At 70.4% G+C, this 18,381-nt stretch carries 14 protein-coding genes and 1 pseudogene; 8 read left to right on the top strand and 7 right to left on the bottom strand.

All coding sequences use genetic code 11. The features are described 5' to 3' along the window. Window positions 1-49 precede the first annotated feature (49 nt). On the top strand, window positions 50-2,359 hold the full coding sequence (locus AN218_RS06595) for an FdhF/YdeP family oxidoreductase (RefSeq protein ID WP_070015726.1): 2,310 nt from the start codon (window positions 50-52) through the stop codon (window positions 2,357-2,359). A gap of 51 nt (window positions 2,360-2,410) precedes the next feature. Continuing rightward, entirely contained in the window at window positions 2,411-3,628 is a 1,218-nt protein-coding gene (locus AN218_RS06590; protein ID WP_070015724.1) for an MFS transporter, read from the top strand. Between the two features lie 269 nt (window positions 3,629-3,897). Here the strand turns inward: AN218_RS06590 and AN218_RS06585 are convergent. From AN218_RS06585 to AN218_RS06565, 5 genes and pseudogenes are all read right to left on the bottom strand, one after another. Continuing rightward, window positions 3,898-5,604 (bottom strand): annotated as a pseudogene (locus AN218_RS06585) (ATP-binding SpoIIE family protein phosphatase); the annotation flags it as partial. A 1,921-nt stretch (window positions 5,605-7,525) separates the two neighbouring features. Continuing rightward, a complete protein-coding gene (locus AN218_RS06580; RefSeq protein ID WP_070015716.1) occupies window positions 7,526-7,732 on the bottom strand; it encodes a hypothetical protein in 207 nt (68 codons plus the stop codon). A 239-nt stretch (window positions 7,733-7,971) separates the two neighbouring features. After that, the gene (locus AN218_RS06575; RefSeq protein WP_070015713.1) at window positions 7,972-8,835 is read right to left on the bottom strand and encodes a class I SAM-dependent methyltransferase; all 864 of its coding nucleotides are present in this window, start codon (window positions 8,833-8,835) and stop codon (window positions 7,972-7,974) included. Between the two features lie 87 nt (window positions 8,836-8,922). Further along, window positions 8,923-9,267: a VOC family protein gene (locus AN218_RS06570; RefSeq protein WP_070015711.1), complete on the bottom strand. Its 345-nt coding sequence runs from the start codon at window positions 9,265-9,267 to the stop codon at window positions 8,923-8,925. A gap of 1 nt (window position 9,268) precedes the next feature. Then, window positions 9,269-9,448: a ribbon-helix-helix protein, CopG family gene (locus AN218_RS06565; RefSeq protein WP_070015709.1), complete on the bottom strand. Its 180-nt coding sequence runs from the start codon at window positions 9,446-9,448 to the stop codon at window positions 9,269-9,271. Between the two features lie 362 nt (window positions 9,449-9,810). Here AN218_RS06565 and AN218_RS06560 point away from each other — a divergent pair, with 362 nt between their 5' ends. After that, a complete protein-coding gene (locus tag AN218_RS06560) occupies window positions 9,811-10,725 on the top strand; it encodes an AurF N-oxygenase family protein (RefSeq protein ID WP_070015707.1) in 915 nt (304 codons plus the stop codon). 25 nt (window positions 10,726-10,750) lie between these two features. After that, window positions 10,751-12,289, top strand: a complete 1,539-nt coding sequence (locus tag AN218_RS06555) for an FAD-dependent oxidoreductase (RefSeq protein WP_070015705.1) — start codon at window positions 10,751-10,753, stop codon at window positions 12,287-12,289. A gap of 99 nt (window positions 12,290-12,388) precedes the next feature. On the opposite strand, the gene AN218_RS06550 is transcribed toward AN218_RS06555, so the two are convergent. Both AN218_RS06550 and AN218_RS06545 read right to left on the bottom strand, forming a co-directional pair. After that, window positions 12,389-13,210, bottom strand: coding sequence for a BPL-N domain-containing protein (locus AN218_RS06550; protein ID WP_079131884.1), 822 nt, complete (start codon window positions 13,208-13,210; stop codon window positions 12,389-12,391). Window positions 13,211-13,226: 16 nt separating this feature from the next. Beyond that, complete coding sequence (locus AN218_RS06545; protein ID WP_070015701.1) at window positions 13,227-13,994, bottom strand: FadR/GntR family transcriptional regulator; 768 nt, start codon at window positions 13,992-13,994, stop codon at window positions 13,227-13,229. Window positions 13,995-14,050: 56 nt separating this feature from the next. Between AN218_RS06545 and AN218_RS06540 the strand changes: the two genes are divergently transcribed. The 4 genes from AN218_RS06540 (at window position 14,051) to AN218_RS06525 (ending at window position 18,378) form a co-directional block, all read left to right on the top strand. Continuing rightward, window positions 14,051-15,406, top strand: coding sequence for a lyase family protein (locus AN218_RS06540; protein ID WP_171908618.1), 1,356 nt, complete (start codon window positions 14,051-14,053; stop codon window positions 15,404-15,406). Window positions 15,407-15,586: 180 nt separating this feature from the next. Continuing rightward, on the top strand, window positions 15,587-16,636 hold the full coding sequence (locus AN218_RS06535) for an ABC transporter substrate-binding protein (protein WP_079131882.1): 1,050 nt from the start codon (window positions 15,587-15,589) through the stop codon (window positions 16,634-16,636). Window positions 16,637-16,639: 3 nt separating this feature from the next. Beyond that, on the top strand, window positions 16,640-17,614 hold the full coding sequence (locus tag AN218_RS06530) for an amino acid ABC transporter permease (protein ID WP_079131881.1): 975 nt from the start codon (window positions 16,640-16,642) through the stop codon (window positions 17,612-17,614). Further along, window positions 17,611-18,378 carry an amino acid ABC transporter ATP-binding protein gene (locus AN218_RS06525; RefSeq protein WP_070015699.1) on the top strand — a complete coding sequence of 256 codons (768 nt, stop codon included), beginning with the start codon at window positions 17,611-17,613 and terminating at the stop codon, window positions 18,376-18,378. Before AN218_RS06530 ends, AN218_RS06525 begins: the two co-directional genes overlap by 4 nt. Window positions 18,379-18,381 lie beyond the last annotated feature (3 nt).

Below are 18,381 nucleotides of genomic sequence, written 5' to 3'. Positions count from 1 at the left end.
ACCGATGTGAACGCAAAAGGGGCAAACGGAAAAGAGGTTGAGTCAGGCCATGGGCACGATCGAGGATCCGAGCGAAGACCTGGCCGTCGAACCGCCCAAGACCTGGGCGGCAGGCGTGCCCGCGGTGGCCCACGCCCTCAAGTACTCGCTGGAGGAGAACTCCGTCCGGCGCACGGCGCTGACCCTGCTCAACATCAACCAGGCCAAGGGCTTCGACTGCCCGGGGTGCGCCTGGCCGGAGCCCGGCGGCCACCGGCACATGAACGAGTACTGCGAGAACGGCGCGAAGCACGTCAACGACGAGGCCACCACGCGCCGTGTCACCCCGGACTTCTTCCGCGAGCACTCGGTCGCCGAACTCGACGGGAAGTCCGATCTCTGGCTCAACCAGCAAGGGCGGCTGACGTCCCCGATGGTCAAACGCCCCGGGGCGACGCACTACGTACCGATCGAATGGGACGAGGCCCTCGATCTGCTGGCGCGGGAGCTGCGCTCCCTGGACTCTCCCGACGAGGCCCTTTTCTACACCTCCGGCAGGCTCAACAACGAGGCGGCTTTTCTGCTGCAGTTGTTCGCCCGCGTCTTCGGGACCAACAATCTCCCGGACTGCTCCAACATGTGCCACGAGTCCAGCGGTTCCGCGCTGGGGGAGACACTGGGAATCGGCAAGGGCAATGTGTCCCTGGACGACATCCACGACGCCGACCTGGTCTTCGTCGTCGGCCAGAACCCCGGCACCAACCATCCCCGCATGCTCTCCGCCCTGGAGGAGACCAAGCAGAACGGCGGCCACATCGTCGCGGTGAACCCGCTCCCCGAGGCCGGCCTGATGCGTTTCAAGAACCCGCAGAAGGCCCGCGGGGTGATCGGCCGGGGCACGCAGATCGCCGACCAGTTCCTGCGCATCCGCGCCGGCGGCGACCTCGCGCTCTTCCAGGCCCTCAACCGGCTGCTGCTGGAGGCCGAGGAGGAAGCCCCGGGCACCGTGCTCGACCACGAGTTCATCCGCACCCGCACCACGGGCTTCGAGGAGTTCGCCGAACAGGCCGTGAAGACCCCCTGGGAGGACGTGCTCGCCGCAACGGGGCTGACCCGGGACGAGATCGAGCAGGTGCACCGGCGCGTTCTGAAGAGCGAAAAGGTCATCGTGTGCTGGGCGATGGGCCTCACCCAGCACAAGCACGGGGTGCCCACCATCCGGGAGATCGTCAACTTCCTGCTGATGCGCGGCGGTATCGGCGCGCCCGACGGCGCGCGGGGAACCGTCGGGGGAGTGTGCCCGGTGCGCGGGCACAGCAATGTGCAGGGCGACCGCACCATGGGCATCTGGGAGCAGATGCCGCAGCGGTTCATGGACGCACTCGGCAAGGAGTTCGGCTTCACCCCGCCCGCCGAGCACGGCCTCGACTCCGTCGGCGCCATCCGCGCCATGCGCGACGGGAAGGCGAAGGTCTTCGTCGGCGTCGCGGGCAACTTCGTACGCGCCGCCCCGGACAGCGGCGTGACGGAGGAGGCGCTGCGCCGGTGTCGGCTGACCGTGCAGATCTCCACCAAGCTCAACCGCTCGCACACCGCCTGCGGCGAGACCGCGCTGATCCTGCCCACCCTGGGCCGCAGCGACCGCGACGTGCAGGCCACCGGCGAGCAGTTCTACACCGTCGAGGACTCGATGAGCGAGGTGCACGCCTCACGCGGACGGCTGGAGCCCGCGTCGCCGCATCTGCTCAGCGAGGTCGCCATCCTGTGCCGTCTGGCCCGGCGCACGCTCGGCTCCGAAGCGGCCGTCCCCTGGGAGGAGTTCGAGAGGGACTACGGCACGGTCCGGGACCGGATCTCCCGCGTCGTACCGGGCTTCGAGGACTTCAACGCACGCGTCGCGAAGCCCGGCGGATTCCGGCTGCCCAACCCCGTCAACCGGCACGTCTTCCCGACCCCGAGCGGCAAGGCCGTCTTCACACGCAACGCGTTCACGATGCTCAGCGCGCCCCGAGGCCATCTCGTGCTCCAGTCCCTGCGCTCGCACGACCAGTGGAACACCGTCCCGTACGCGATGAACGACCGCTACCGCGGCATCCACAACGCCCGCCGCATCGTGATGGTCAACCCGGACGACGTGAGCGAACTCGGCCTGGCCGACGGCCAGCAGGTCGACATCGTCAGCGTGTGGGACGACGGGGTGGAGCGCCGCGCGGACGGCTTCCGGGTGGTGTCCTACCCGACGGCTCCGGGCTCGGCCGCCTCCTACTACCCGGAGACCAACGTCCTGGTGCCCCTCGACAGCGTCGCCGAGATCAGCAACACCCCGACGTCCAAGGGCGTCGTCGTCCGTCTGGAACCGGTGGCCGCCGCGGCGAGCTGAGAGAGCCGAGCGGCCCGGCCACACCCGGCAGAAGGGAAGGGCCGCTCAGGCATGCCCGTTTCGCAGGCCGCACGCACCTGGCTTCCGGCGGCGTCCGCGCTGTACGTCGCGGGGTGGGGAGCCAGCCAGTTCGCTCCGCTCGCCGTCGTCTACCGGGTGCAGGAGGGCTGGGCCGCCCTCGCGGTGGCCACGATGTTCACCCTGTATCTCGTGGGGCTCGTGCCGGGGCTGCTCCTCGGCGGGCGGATCGCCGACCGGTACGGCAGACGGCGCGTCGTGCGCGGTGCGCTGGCGGTCTCGTCCGCGGCGAGCGCGCTGCTGGCGGCCGCGGCGGTCTCCGAGGACGCGGTGTATCCGAGCCGGCTGGCCACCGGGTTCGCCGCCGGGATCGTCCTGTCCGCGGGGGCGACCTGGCTGGAGGAGATCTCCGAGGCCGGCGGCCAGGACGCGGGAAACCGCCGTGCCCTGTACGCCACCGGCGCCGGCTTCGCCTCCGGGGCGCTGGCCGCCGGATGCGTCGCGGAGTGGCTGCCCCAACCCATGGTGCTGCCCTGCCTGTTGCACAGCCTCCTCGTCCTGCTGGTGTGCTGCGCGACGCGCCGCGCACCGGAGACCGCCGCCTCCCGTGAGGACGGCACGGCCCCGCCGCGTCCCCCGCGCATGCGCTGGACGATCGTGACCCACCCCCGGTTCGTGCTCGTGGTGCTGCCCGCCAGCCCGGCCGCGTTCGCGGCGGCGACGGTGGCGTACGTCGTGCTGCCGCCGCTGGTGATCGACCAAGTACACGGCCACGCACCGATGTTCAGCGGTCTGGTCGTCGGGGTGACGATCGCCGTGGGCGTCGCCGTACAGCCGCTGGCCACCTGGCTGGACCAGGCCGGCAGCGCACGCTCGACACTGGTCGCCATGGCCACCGTCGTCGTCGGGCTGCTGGCCGGCGCCGTCGCGGTCTCTCTGGACTCGCCGCTGCTGGTGCTGCCCGCCGCCGTGGTCCTCGGCGCCGGCTACGGGCTGACCCTCGCCTCCGGGCTGAAGGAGATCGAACGGCTCGCGCACGGGCCCGCGTTGCCCACCGCCTCCTCGGTCTACCAGGGCGCCACCCACAGCGGTTTCCTCGCGCCCCTGCTCCTCGCCATGAGCGCGGGCGCCGCGCCCTACCCGGCGCTTCTGGTGGGACTGGCCGCCGTCGGCGTGCTCTTGCTCGGGATCACCGCGTACTACAGCCGCCGCCATCTGCCCGCGGTCGCGGGAGGCGCCCCGGGGCGGTGACCGTATGCCGCGGGGCCCCGGCATGCCGCTCGTTCCGTACGTACGTCCGGGACCGGCCGGACCGCCACGGAAGTCCCGTATCCCGAAGTCCTGTTGTGGGAAGCCCTGTTGAGGCGTGTGTCCCGAGTCCCGCGGAGGCGCGCCGCGGTGCGCCACCGGAGCACATCAAGGGCGCAGGTCACGGGCATCACCCCGAGGGGTGAGCAGCGGGGTGGACCGGAGGGTCTCCGGCGCTCGGCGCTCGTCCTCCCCGCCGGTGCACGGGCGGCTCATCCGCCCGGCAACTCCGGCGCCGCCTGCTCCGCCCAGATGACCTTGCCGTCCTTCGTGTAGCGCGTACCCCACCGTTCGGCGAACTGCGCCACGAGGAAGAGGCCCCGTCCGCCCTCGTCCGTCGTGGCCGCGTACCGCAGATGCGGTGAGGTGCTGCTCTGGTCGGAGACCTCGCAGATGAGCGAACGGTCGCGCAGCAGCCGTACGTTGATGGGGCCCGCGCCGTGGCGCAGGGCGTTGGTGATGAGTTCGCTGAGGATCAGCTCCGTCGTCTCCACCAGCTCCTCCAGCCCCCAGGTCTCCAACTGCCGGGAGACGGCGGCGCGTACGTGGCGTACGGCGGCGGGGTCGGACTCCACGTCCCACTCGGCGACATGGCTCGCGTCGAGCACCTTCGTGCGTGCGACGAGCAGCGCGATGTCGTCGCTCTGCAACTCCGGCAGAAGCGTGTCGAGCACGGCGTCGCAGGTCTGGTCGGGCGACTGCGCCGCGTGCGCCAGGGTCTCGCGGAGCATCCGCAGCCCGGTGTCGATGTCCTGGTTGCGGCGTTCGACCAGGCCGTCGGTGAACAGCACCAGCCGGCTGCCCTCGGGCAGCTCCAACTCGGCGCTCTCGAAGGGCAGTCCGCCGATGCCCAGTGGCAGCCCGGAGGGCACCTCCAGGAACTCCACCCTGCCGTCGGGATGGACGAGCGCGGGCGCGGGGTGACCGGCCCGGGCGATGGAGCAGTTACGGGAGACGGAGTCGTAGACCGCGTACAGGCAGGTGGCGCCGGTGATGGTGGTCTCGTCGCCCGCCGCGATCGCGTCCTGGTCGATGCGGGTGACCAACTCGTCGAGGTGGCCGAGGATTTCGTCCGGCGGAAGGTCGAGCGAGGAGAAGTTGCGCTCGGCGGTCTGCAGCCGCCCCATGGTCGCGGCGGCGTGCAGCCCGTGCCCGACGACGTCGCCGATGACCAGCGCGACACGGGCGCCGGGCAGCGGAATGACGTCGAACCAGTCACCGCCCACGCCCTCCTGCGCGGGCAGATAGCGGGAGGCGACCTCGACGGCGTTCTGCGCCGGCATGGCACGGGGCAGCAGGCTCCGCTGGAGGGTCACGGCCATGCCGTGCTCACGGGTGTAGCGGCGCGCGTTGTCGAGGGAGACCGCCGCGCGGGCGGCCAGTTCGGCGGCGAGGGAGAGGTCGTCGTCCTCGAAGGGCTCGGGCTTGTCCGAGCGCCAGAAGTTGACGACGCCCAGCAGCACGCCGCGGGCGATCAGCGGCGCCGTGATCAGCGAGTGGATCCCGAACTCCAGGACGCGCTCGGCCCGTTCCGGATCGACCTCCCGCCACCCCTGGGACTGCACCAGCCGGGGCACCAGCACCGCCTGCCCGCTCTCGATGGTGCGCGCCGGCGGCGAGGCCGGTACGAAGGTGATCCGGTCCCCGAGGGGGAAGAGCGGAGGGTCCTGGCGTACGCCGCTGAAGGCCGTACGCCGCATCGTGGTGCTGCCGCCGGAACCGACGGCGGGTTCGACTCCCGGCTCGTCGCCGCGCAGCACGGGCTCGGCCAGCTCGACGGTGACGTAGTCCGCGAAGCGCGGCACGGCGACCTGCGCCAACTCCTCGGCGGTACGGGTCACATCGAGGGTCGTGCCGATGCCGCCCGTCGCGTCGAAGAGCAGCCGCAGCCGCCCCCGTACCAGCTCCACGCGCTGCGACGCCTCGCCGATCATCTCCATGACCTCGTCGGTGCCGAAGTGCTCCTCTCCGGCCACGGCGTCGACCGCGAGACGCGCGGACGCGGCACCGATCGAGCCGGCGAGCTGCGCCTCCACGTGATGGACGAGTTCGGGCGCCGCCTCGGCCTCCGGCGCACCGGGTTTCCCCTCCGGGTAGGTGCGCAGCACACGCTGGGCGCCGCCCCGGCCGAGGAAGCGCTCCAGCAGCGTACGGAGTTCGCCGACGGTCGTACGGACCTGCCAGCGCCGCTCCCGTACGGGCTCGGTGAGGACGTCGACGAACTGCACCGCCTGTGCGCCCTCGGCGGCGCTCGGCCTTTCCGCGAGGGAGACCACGACGTACCCGCCGATGTTCAGCAGCGCGCTCCAGAACATCGCATGGCTGATCGGGTCCATGCCCCCGAGGCCGAAGAGCTGCTGCGGCCGCAGCCACTCGATGCCCAGCGGCCCGTGGTCCAGGAACGAGACCGGCAGCAGCCCGGCGTCCGCGAAGTTCGGCATCAGCAGGGTGTACGCCCATACCGCGAACCCCCCGACCAGCCCGACCAGCACGCCCCTGCGCGTACCGCCCTTCCAGAACAGCCCGCCCAGGATCGCCGGCGCGAACTGCGCCACTGCGGCGAAGGACACCGTGCCGATCGAGCCCAGCGCCGGGCCCTCGCCGGCCAGCCGGAAGTAGCCGTACCCGAGCAGCAGGATCAGCACGATGGTGACCCGGCGGATGCCCAGCACCAGCCCGGACAGGTCGCCCTGTTGCGCCAGCCGGGACTTGCCGCGCAGCAGCAGCGGCATCACCAGCGAGTTGGAGACCATCGTGCTCAGCGCGATCGTCTCGACGATGATCATGCTGGTGCCCGCGCTGATGCCGCCGATGAAGACGAGCAGCGCCAGCGCCTGCGGCCCCTCGGCCAGCGGCAGCGTCAGTACATAGGTGTCGGCGTCGACGGACTTCCCGAACAGCAGCAGCCCGCCCGCCGCGATCGGGAGCACGAAGAAGGTGATCGCGAGCAGATACAGCGGGAAGAGCCACATCGCCCGCTTGAGGTGCCGTTCGTCGACGTTCTCGACGACGAGCATCTGCCACTGCCGGGGCAGCAGCACGATCGCCAGCATCGACAGCACGTTGAGCCAGATCCATGTGCCCGTACTGGTGTGGTCCCGCAGCGAGAAAAGCTGCGAGAGACCGGCGCCGTGCGCCTGGGAGAACAGGTCGCCGAACCCGTCGAAGATCCAGAAGGTCACGAAGACCCCGACCGACAGGAACATCACGAGCTTGACCACGGACTCGAACGCGATGGCCGCGACCACACCCTCGTGCCGCTCGGTGGCGTCCAGATGGCGCGTACCGAAGAGGATCGTGAACGCGGCCAGCAGCAGCGCCACATAGAACCCGGTGTCCTGGAACAGCGGGACGTGACTGAGATCCGCGGCGCCCGTCGTGTCCGGGTGCCGCCGGATGACCTCGAAGGTGTTGGAGATCGCCTTGAGCTGCAACGAGATGTACGGAACGATCCCGATCACGGCGATGATCGTCACCAGCCCGCCCAGCGCGGCGCTCTTGCCGTAGCGGGCGGAGACGAAGTCGGCGAGCGAGGTGATGCGGTGCCGTCGGCTGACGCGGATGATCCTGCGCAGCAGCAGCCAGCCCAGCGAGAACATCAGCAGCGGCCCGAGATAGACCGACAGGAAGCCCACGCCGCTGCTGGCGGCCGTGCCGACGTTGCCGTAGAAGCCCCAGGCGGTCTCGTACACCGCGAGGGAAAGTGCGTAGACGCTGGCCTTGTTGACCATGCTGCGGCCGGCGTCGGCCCGCCGGTCGGCGAAGAAGGCCACGGCGAACAGCAGCCCCAGGTACACCACCGAGACGGCGACGATCACCCAGGTCTGGAGCAGCACGGCACTACCTCGGTCTGCCGCCGATGACGGCGATCAGGCCGATCACCACCGCCCAGACGAGGTAGAGGTAGACCCAGATCACCGGGACGTCGAAGACTCTCTCCATCCGGTCGAACTGCGAGAGCAGCGGCGGGACGATCAGCACGAGCGTCAGCGCCGCCAGGGCCGCAAGCCGCCCGGTGCGCCGCTCGTCGTCTCCCGGCTCCGCCACCGGCGCCTCCGCATCCTCGTCGTCACGCCTTGCGACCGCCCAGCCGTGCTCGGTGCCGGACCGGCGGCATACGACGGGCCCGGCCGGCGCCCGCCATGACCGGCACCGGGGCGGCACTGGGCTCAGTCCACCATGACGCTGGGTGGACCGCGAGTTCACGGAGAGCAACCAGGGCGGGGTGCGCGGCCGTGCCGTGCGGCGGTGCTCGTACGGTGTTCAGTCGGCGGTCGGACCGGCGCTCAGACGGTGGCGACGAGGAAGTCCTCCCCGGTCGAGGGGCGGAGGCCGTCGGCGCGGGACGCGAAGTAGCGCTCGCCGAGCGCGGCCCCGGAGATGTGCCGGACGTCCGCGAAGCCGGCTTCGCGGCCCGTCGCCAGCATCTCCTGCGGGCTGTAGAAGCTGATGAACGGCGTTCCGGACGCGCGGGCGCCCTCCTCGCTCCTCCGCAGACCGTGACGGTCGGCGGCGTCGACGAGCTCGGCCGGCAGCAGGAACGTCATCGCGAGCGTCGACCCGGGCGCGAGCCCGGCGGTCTGGCGCAGGGTGGCGACGGTGGCCTCCTTGGTGAGGTACATCGTGACGCCGGTGGAGGCGATGACCGCCGGCTGTCCGGGGTCGAATCCGGCGTCGGTCAGCCGGTCGAGCCAGTCCTCGCCCGCCTCGAAGTCGACGGGCACCAAGTGCAGCCGGTCCGGAAGGCCGTAGCCGAGTTCCAGCAGTCGGCGGCGCTTCCAGAGCTGCGGCTCGTGCCGGTCGACCTCGAAGATCCGCAGCCGGGCGGCGAGTTCGGGCTCGCGCTGGGCGAAGGTGTCCAGACCGGCGCCCAGGATCACGTACTGCGTGACACCGGACGCGGCCTGCTCGGCGACGAGATCCTCGATGAAGCGGGCACGGGCCACCATGGCCGCCCGGAACGCACTGGTGGCCCGCGGATCCATGTCCGGGCGGTCGCGCCAACCGTCGCCGGGCGCCGCCAGCCGCAGACCGATCTCGTCCGCGAGCACATGGGGCGGCGGATCGACCTCCAGGTGCAGGGCCCGCCACAGCGCGGTCCGTACGGCGGTGCTGTCCGGTGCCCCGGCCTCGGTCTGCTCCTGTGCCATGGTGCCGCCTCTCGTGGTGGTCGGTGCGCGTCGTGCCCGGTTCCCGCTGTGCCCGGTTCCCGCTGTCCCCGGTCGTGGCCCGAACTCTCAGTTACCGCCGGGGGCTTGGAGACTCCACACACGTCCGTCGGGGTCGCGGACGGTCATCTCCCTGGTCCCGTAGTGGGTGTCCTCGAAGTCGGTGACGACCTCGACGGAGGGGTCGGCGCGGAATGCGTCCGCGTCGGGCACCTTCAGCACGATCCGCGTCTGCGGCTCCCGGTCCTCGGGGACCTCGGCGATGAAGACGTACGGACCGTCGCCGTTGCGGAGCTGCCCGGAGTTGTGGTCCGTCGCGAACTCCAGCTCGTAGCCCAGTGCTTGGAAGAACTTCGCCGCCCTGCCCCAGTTGTGGGTCGTCAGAAAGACGGCCTCGATGCCCTCGGTCGCCATGTCAGGTCTCCTCCTCGGTCGGTCGCCGCCCGCTGCCATGGGTGTCGTCGAGGTAGGCGCGCAGCGCCTCGGCCACCAGCGCCGACAACGACGTACCGGACTCGATGGCGCGGTACTTGACCTGCTTGATCAGGCCGATCGGCAGATACACGTTGAACTGTTTGACGTCGTCATCACCCACGACCGCGATGCTAGCATCCTAGCAAGCTAGGTGAACGGGCCCCGGGTGCCGAGTGCAACTCCCTTGTCCGTCGGCCGAGTCGGGGGTGTGTGGGCGATGCCGCGGGAGCGGTACGGGGCGAGGCCGCGACGGGCGGCGAACCGGCGCCCCCGAACGCCGGCCCCGAACGCCGCACTCGTGCCGTCGAGTTGTGGGCGGTGTTCAGGACCTGTGCCGATCGCGGGCCGCCCGGACCTCGTGGGTTACGCGGGGGTAGGCAGGCATCGACTCCTGTTATAAGGTCTGTCAACAAGATGCTGTTACCGCTAGTAATAGCAGCAGGGGATGAGGCACTTCACGGACCCGACTTGAGGAGTCCCACCATGGACGTCAGCATCTCGCGACCGGAGACCACGAGCCCTACGCCCGAGGACGACGTCGCGCGGCGGCTGCTCGACTCATCGGCACAGCTCTCCTACGACCCGCTCACCGAAGTCGACTGGGAGACCCCGCTCGACAAGGACTTCCACGGGGCCAGCCCGGAGTGGAGCACCCTCTACGGCACGGCGTACTGGAACGAACTGACCGACGCACAGCGCAAGGAGCTGACCCGGCAGGAGGCCGCGTCGGTCGCCAGCACCGGCATCTGGTTCGAGATGATCCTCCAGCAGATGGTGCTCCGGGACATCTACGCCAAGGACCCGACCGCCGACACCTTTCAGTGGGCGCTCACCGAGATCGCCGACGAGTGCCGCCACTCGATCATGTTCGCCCGCGGCGCCAAGAAGCTTCAGGCCCCGGCCTACCGCCCGCACCGGATCGCGGTCGAACTCGGCCGGTTCTTCAAGACCGTCGCGTTCGGCGAGGCGGCGTACGCCGCGATCCTGGTCGCCGAGGAGGTCCTCGACGTCATGCAGCGCGACTGGATGCGCGACGAGCGGGTCGTGCCGTTCGTCCGCACCATCAACAACATCCATGTCGTCGAGGAATCACGGCACATGAAGTTCGCCCGCGACGAGACGCGCAAGCGCCTCGCCCGCGCCGGACGGGTGCGCCGGCACATCCACTCCGTACTGATCGCCGTGGCCGCCTACGTCATCACCACCAGCATGGTGAACCGGAAGGTCTATGCGAACGCCGGGCTGGAGGAGAAGCGAGCCGTCCGCGAGGCGAAGGCCAACGAGCACCACAAGTCGATGATGCGCTCGAGCTGTTCGGGCCTGATGGAGTTCCTGGCGTCGGTGGGGCTGCTCACCAAGCCCGCGCTGATCTTCTACAAGCGCGCCGACCTGATCTGACGACGACGTTAGGCGAGCGGACGACATGGCCTACGCGATCACCCAGACCTGCTGCAACGACGCCACGTGTGTGTCCGTCTGCCCGGTCAACTGCATTCGCCCCACGCCCGGCGAACGCGACTTCGGCAGCACCGAGATGCTGCACATCGACCCGGCGACCTGCATCGACTGCGGCGCCTGCGCCGACGCCTGCCCGGTGGACGCGGTCTTCCCCGTCGACAGCCTCACCGCCGGGCAGCGCGAGTACGCCGACATCAACGCGGCCTACTTCGAGCGGACCGAGGAGGAGCCGCAGCCGGAGGAGTCCCCGACGGCCGTTCCCGGACCGAACTTTCACGACTGGGGCGCGCCCGCCTTCGAACGCGTCCTGCCGCCGGACTTCGGGCCGCTGCGGGTCGCGATCGTCGGCACCGGACCGGCGGGCATGTACGCGGCGGAGGATCTGCTGCTGCACACCCGGGCCGACGTGACGCTCGTCGACCGGCTTCCGCTCGCCGGAGGTCTGCTCCGCTACGGAGTCGCGCCCGACCACCCGGCGACCAAGAAGGCCGGCGACACCTTCGCCCGCTTCCACACGCACCCCCGCGTACAGATGCACCTCGGCCTCGACGTGGGCGGGGACGTCTCACCCGAGGAACTCGCCGCCCACCACGACGCGGTGATCTACGCGGTGGGCGCCGCCGCCGACCGGCGGCTGGGCATCCCGGGCGAGGAGCGGACGGGCAGCGTCGCCGCGACCACCGTCGTCGCCTGGTACAACGCACACCCCGAGGTCGCACCGGACGCCGTCGACCTCTCGGCGGAACGCGTCGTCGTGATCGGCAACGGCAACGTCGCTCTCGACGTCGCCCGCATCCTGGTCTCCGACCCGGAGACCCTGGCCGATACCGGAATCGCGCCGCACGCCCTCGCGGAACTGCGCCGCAGCAAGGTACGCGAGGTGGTGCTGCTCGGACGCCGCGGCCCGGACCACGCGGCCTACACCCGGTCCGAACTGCTCGCCCTCAAGCACCTCCCCGAGGTGGACCTGATCGTGGACGACCACGATCCGCGCATCGGTGCGGCGATCGACGCCGCCGGGCCCCAGGACAAGGCGGCGGTGCTGCGGGACGTGACGCGGGAGACCGTCGACTGGTCCGTCTCACCGGGCGCGGCCGGACGACGGCGCCGCATCGTCTTCCGCTTCCTCTCCGCACCGGTGGAGATACGTGGGGACGCACACGTCCGCGCGGTGCGCACCACCGGCGGCAGCGGCGAGTCGGACATCCCCGCCGGCATGGCACTGCGGGCGATCGGCTACCGCGGAGTGCCCCAGGCGGGGCTGCCGTTCGACGAGACGACCGGCACGGTCCGGCACGAGAACGGCCGGGTGACCGGCACGTCCGGTACGTACGTGGTGGGTTGGATCAAACGCGGCCCCTCAGGAGGCATCGGCGCCAACCGCGCCTGCGCCTCCGAAACGGTCGGCACCCTGCTCTCCGACGCGGTCGCGGGCACCCTGCCCCCGCCGACCGGCGGCCCGCGGGCCTTCCACCGCCTGGCCCGCCGCAGACGCCGCCGATGACGCCCGCCGCGGGCCGGACGCCGTGCGCGGGCCGGTCAGTCGGGCTGCGCAGCGTGGGGGATCGGTCCGTTCGTCCAACTCCCGTGCACCACATGGGCGTTACAGCCCCCGGACCGTCTGATCGACCAGGTCGTGGCCGAGGTCGAACCGCACCCCGTCGGGATTGCGCAGCCCCTCGTCCGCGTACCAGGAGGCGTCGGCCTCCGGGTGGGGTCCGACCACGCCGACGCGGCCCTTTCCGTACGGAGAGACGGCGGCGGCCACCGTGCCGTTGTCGTACGTGGCGAGTACGGACGCCTCGGCGCCCTCGTCCAGGAAGAAGGCCGGCCCGTCCTGGAAGTACATGTGGCGCGGCTTGTCGCGCCATGTCACCGCCACGACGGTGTCCCGTCCGTCGTGGACCGAGGCGTCGGGGGAGGAGATGTACGCGTCGGTGCCGCCCGGCAGCAGATCGAAGCCCGGGTCGCCCGCGGCGAGATAGCCGCCCATGCAGAAGCCGAGGTAGCGGCCGCCGTCATGGATCCAGTCGCGGACCGTACCGGCGGCGCCCCTCAACTCCTCCCAGGTTCCCTCGACATCGTCGTTGCCGCCGGGCTGGGCGTACAGGTCGGCGTCCGCCAGAGTGTCCGCGGTCAGCGGCAACTCCTCGTCGGGGCCGACGTACTTGACCGTGAACGGACGCGGGGCCCGCCGCAGCAGGGAGGCCACCGCCTCCGGGCATCCGTCGAGGGCGGCCGGACCGCGGTAGACGAGCGCGGCCAACGGGGCGGTCCGGCGCGGGGGTTCGTCCGCCCGGGAGCATGCCGCGGCACTCAGCAGCGTCGCGGCGGCCGCGGGCACGGCCCGGGTGAGCAGCCGTCGCCGGTTCACGCCGGGCACAGCGGAACCGCCGTCGCCGCGTGGATCCGGAAGGCGAGCCATCGGTGAACTCCCGCCCCTACGACGCGGATCCGGTCGTCCCCGCGGGCTTGCGGTCCGACTCCTTCTTCAGACCGTCGAGCATCTCGTCGCGGTAGTACGTCAGATGAGCCCGCCAGACCGACGCCGCTTCAACTCCTTCACCGGCCGCGATGTGTTCGATCACGCGGCGCACTTCGTCGACGTGGCCCTCGCGGGCGCGGGGTTCCGCGAGCGCCTGCGCCCGCAGGTCGGTCCATCGCGAGGACTCCGTGTACTTCAGCGCGGACTCCAGCGCGTCGGCGAGTACGGGGTTGCGTGCGGCGCGGGCGATGGCGCGGTGCACGGCGAGGTCGCTGCGGTACGCGCCCGTCCGCTCGTACTCCTCGTCGAGGTCCGCGCCGGCCTCCCGCAGATGCGCGATGTCCTCGGGATAGCGCTTGGCCGCGGCCAGTTCGGCGAGGTGGGGCTCGATGGCGAGGCGTGCCTCGAAGACCTGGGTGGGCAGCACCTCTATGCCCCAGTTCGCGACCTGCGACGGTGCGGCGACCACCACGGAGCCCCGGCCCTGATGGGATTCGAGCACGCCCGCCAGTTCCAGCGCGGCGAACGCCTCGCGCAGCGTCGGACGGCTGACCTGCAACTGTTTGGCCAACTCACGCTCGGGCGGCAGCCGTTCGTGCCGCTTGATCCGGCCGCTCTGGATCGCGGCGACGATCTTGTCGGCCACCTGCGCCGCGGCGCTGCGGACCACCACGGGGGCGGCGAACACGTCGATGGATGCGGTTCCTTCTGAGTCTGCCGTCACAGAAACCCACTATAGACCACTTGACAGGTGGCCTGGCCAATGTGAGCGTGAGCCGCGTGACTAATTGGCCTGACCACCTGGCAAATAACTGGGGCACCGTCGACGAGCGCGAAGAGCCGGCCGGGAAGGACGGCGACGGCCGAGAAGCGCTGTACGGCGGTCAAACCCGCAGGGCACTGGCGAACTTCGACTTCCGCGGGCCCAGGCTTCACGACCATCCCGACCTCATCCGCGCCCTCGCCCTGGTCAAGATCGCGGCGGCACGGGCGAACCGGCGGCTGGGCAGCCTCGCCCCCGAGGTCGCCGACGCGGTGATCGCCGCGGCCCGCGAGGTCCAACAGGGGTCGCACGACGGTCAGTTCCCGCTGCCCGTCCTCCAGGGAGGCGGGGGCACCTCGACGAACATGAACGTCAACGAGGTGGTGGCACGGCGCGCGACCCAACTGCTGCGCGGGCGCGGCTCCGAGAGCGCCGTACACCCCAACAACCATGTCAACCGCGGGCAGTCGACCAACGACGTGATGCCGACCGCCATCGCCCTGGCGGTGCACTCGGCGAGCACACGGACCGTCGAGAGCCTGGACCGTCTCGCGGACGCATGCCGCGCGAAGGCGGGGGAGTACCCGGAGACCGAGCGCCTGGGCCGCACCTGTCTGCAGGATGCGGTGGCGCTTCCGGTCGCCTCTCTGCACCGGTCTCACGCCTACGGGATCGGACAGGCCGCCGACGAACTCCGTACCACGGTACGGGCGTTGCTCAAGGTCCCGCTCGGCGCGACGGCCGTGGGCACGGGGCTCGGAGCCGCGCCGGGATTCTCCGCGGCGGCGGTGGCCGAACTCGCCGAGGTGTCCGGATGTCCGGTCGAGGCGGCCGAGGATCCCTACTGGGCGCTGGCGTCCCTGGAACCTTTCGTCGCGGTGAGCGAGGCGGTCGACCGCTGTGCGCGCTCGGCCGCGCGCATCGCCACGGACCTGCGGCTGCTGGCGTCCGGGCCGGTCGGCGGGATCGGCGAGATCGAACTGCCCGCGGTACAGGCCGGAAGTTCGATCATGCCGGGGAAGGTGAATCCGGTCATTCCGGAGCTCATGATGCAGATGTCGTTCCAGATCGCGGGCGAGGCCGCGAGCGCGCGGGCGGCCGCAGCCGTCGGCGAGTTGGAGGTGTCCGCCATGGCTCCCGTCGTGACCCTCGGTCTGCTGGGCGGACTGGAACGGCTCGACTCCGGCGCCCGTATCTTCGCCGACCGCTGCATAGCGGGCCTGCGCTGGAACGCGGACGCCGTCAGGGCGAACCTCGCGGGTTCGCTCACCCAGGCCGTCGTGGCCGCCGGTTCGGAGGGCTACGACGCGATCGCACGCCGGGCGCACACCGCCCCGCACACCACGTACGCGGGAGCCGACGAGCTCTCCTGACGCCCTCGGTCAGGCCGGGGCGGCCGTTCCGAAGCCCCGGCGCCCGACACCCGACAGCCCGCCGGCACCGCCGGCAACCCCCAACGCCGGTCTCCCTCCCCGTACTTCAGGACCCGGCCCCCGACTCACGTACAGCGCACCCCCGACCCCGGCCCAGGAGCACCGATACCAGGAGCAGCCATGTCATTCCCTGTCCGCCCACCCCGTACGGCCGTGCTCGTGGCCGCCGGTCTCAGCCTGCTGATGCTGGCGTCCTGCGCCGATCCGTCGTCGGCCGGATCCGGCAAGGACGCACCGAAGAGCCGGCCGGTCCCCAAGGTGACGACCGACCCCGACGCCGCCGGGCTCGTACCCGGCAGCTTCAAGAAGAAGGGCAAGGTCGTGTTCGCCACCAACGGTCCCAACGCACCGATCGTGTTCTTCAAGGGGGACAACAAGACGCTGACCGGCTACACCATCGATCTCGGCAACGCCATCGGCGCCAAGCTGGGACTGAAGGTCGAATGGAAGAACATATCGTTCGACTCCATCCTCCCGGGCCTGGCCGCAGGCCGGTACGACGCGGCGATGTCCTCCTTCAGCATCGAGCACGAGCGTCTGCCCACCGCGGACTTCGTGTCGTACTACCTGTCCGGCGGCGGGTTCCTGATCAAGAAGGGCTCGGGGATCAAGGTCAACTCGTTCGACGATCTGTGCGGTTACCGCGTCTCCGTGAAGAAGGGCGTCAGCCAGGTCGAGGCCCTCGGCGACGCAAGTACGTACTGTCGCAGCCACGGCAGGAAACCCGTCAAGATCCTTCAAGTCCCCGACTCCAACGCCGCGGTGCTCACCCTGCAGTCCGGACGGGCGGACGTCGCCGTCAACGACAAGCCCCAAGTCCTGTACGCCGCCGACCGGTCGAACGGTCAGCTCTGCGTGACCAGCGTCTACCAGACCAGCCACAGCATCGCCGGCATCGCCGTGCCCAAGAACTCGTCCCTGGCTAAGCCCCTTCAGGCGGCGGTCAATTCGCTGCTGAAGTCGGGCGAGTACGAGCGCATCAGCGACAAGTGGGGCACCAACGTCACCAAGGCCGGCACCGAACTCTCGAAGAAGTACCAGAAGATCGCCGGACCCTGGGGCGTCGGCTCCGACGGACGGATCGTCGAGTCGAAGATCTTCAAGGACCCGAAGGAGATCAAGCCGGGGCACACCTACTACTACCAGCCTCTGCGCAAGGGGTGTGCGTGAGCCATGGCCCACAGGACACGCCAACTCCCAGAGCACACCGAGGAGTCCGACGCCCCGGACCCGTCCCGTGCCGCGGACGGGGAAGCACCGCCCGATCTGCGCATCCGGCTGGTTCCCAAGCGGCACACCGGACGGGCGTTCGCAGCAGCCCTCGTCGGTCTCGCACTGGCCGCCGCCGCGTGGTCCGTGGTGACCAATCCGCGCTTCCAGTGGGACGTGGTCGGACAGTGGCTCACGGCGCGGACCATCATGGAGGGCCTGCTGCTCACCCTGTGGCTCACCGCGCTGTCCATGGCGGCCGGCGTCGCCATCGGCATCGTGCTCGCGGTGATGAGCAGTTCGAAGAACCGGCTGCTGTCCGGTGCGGCGGCCGCGTACGTCTGGTTCTTCCGCGGGACGCCGCTCCTCGTCCAGCTTCTGTTCTGGTTCAACATGAGCGCGGTCTATCCGCGCATCGTCGTCGGTCTGCCGTTCGGCGGCCCCGAGTTGGCGGCCTTCAACGCCAACCACGTCATCACCCCGATGACGGCCGCCTTCCTCGGACTTGCCCTGCACGAGAGCGCCTACATGGCCGAGATCGTCAGGGCCGGGATCCTCTCCGTACCCCAGGGGCAGATCCGCGCGGCGAGCGCACTGGGCATGACGCGGCTGCAGACGATGCGGAAGATCGTGCTCCCGCAGGCGATGCGCGTCATCGTCCCGCCGACCGGGAACCAGACGATCTCCATGCTCAAGACGACGTCGCTCGTCAGCGTCCTGGCCATCCCGGACCTGCTCTACAGCGCGCAGATCGTCTACTCCCGCAACTTCCAGACGATCCCGCTGCTGATCGTGGCGACCGTGCTCTACCTGGTGACCGTCTCGGTGCTCACCCTCGTCCAGTCCTGGATCGAGCGGAAGTTCTCGCCCGACGGCGCCCGGGAGCGACGGCCGCGAACCGGCGCCCGCACCACCGCACTCGACCGGAGGCTGCCATGACACCGGAGGTGCTCGTACGGGCCGAGCAGGTCCACAAGAGCTATCAGCGCAACGAAGTCCTCAAGGGCGTGGACCTGGAGGTGCGGCGGGGCGAGGTGATGTGTCTGATCGGGCCCTCGGGATCGGGCAAGAGCACGTTCCTGCGGTGCATCAACCTCCTGGAGCAGATCCAGCACGGCCGGCTCTGGGTCGACGGCGAACTGCTCGGCTACCGCCAGCGCGGCGACACCCTGCACGAGCTGTCGGAGAAGGAGCAGAGCCGGCAGCGGGCCGACATCGGCATGGTCTTCCAGGACTTCAACCTCTTCAGCCACTACACGGCGCTCGAGAACGTCATCGCCGCCCCCATGATCGTCCGCGGTGAGTCCCGGGCCGCGGCCGTGGAGCGGGCCACCGCGCTCCTCGAACGGGTGGGCCTCGGCGACAAGTTGCACGCCTACCCCCGCCGGCTCTCCGGCGGACAGCAGCAACGCGTCGCCATCGCACGGGCGTTGGCGATGCGCCCCAAAGTGATGCTCTTCGACGAACCGACCTCCGCGCTCGACCCCGAACTCGTCGGCGAGGTGCTCGACGTCATCGGCGACCTCGCGGACGAGGGGCTCACCATGATCATCGTCACCCATGAGATCGGCTTCGCACGCCGCGTCGCGGACTCGCTGGCCTTCATGGACGCCGGCGTCGTCGTCGAGTCCGGGCGGCCCGCCGACGTGATCGACGCTCCCCAACACCCCCGCACCCAGGCATTTCTGTCCAAGGTCCTCTAGCCC

It is taken from the genome of Streptomyces nanshensis (genome assembly GCF_001751255.1).
Taxonomy (GTDB): Bacteria; Actinomycetota; Actinomycetes; order Streptomycetales; family Streptomycetaceae; genus Streptomyces; species Streptomyces nanshensis_A.
This window is presented reverse-complemented; position numbering and strand designations above follow the sequence as displayed.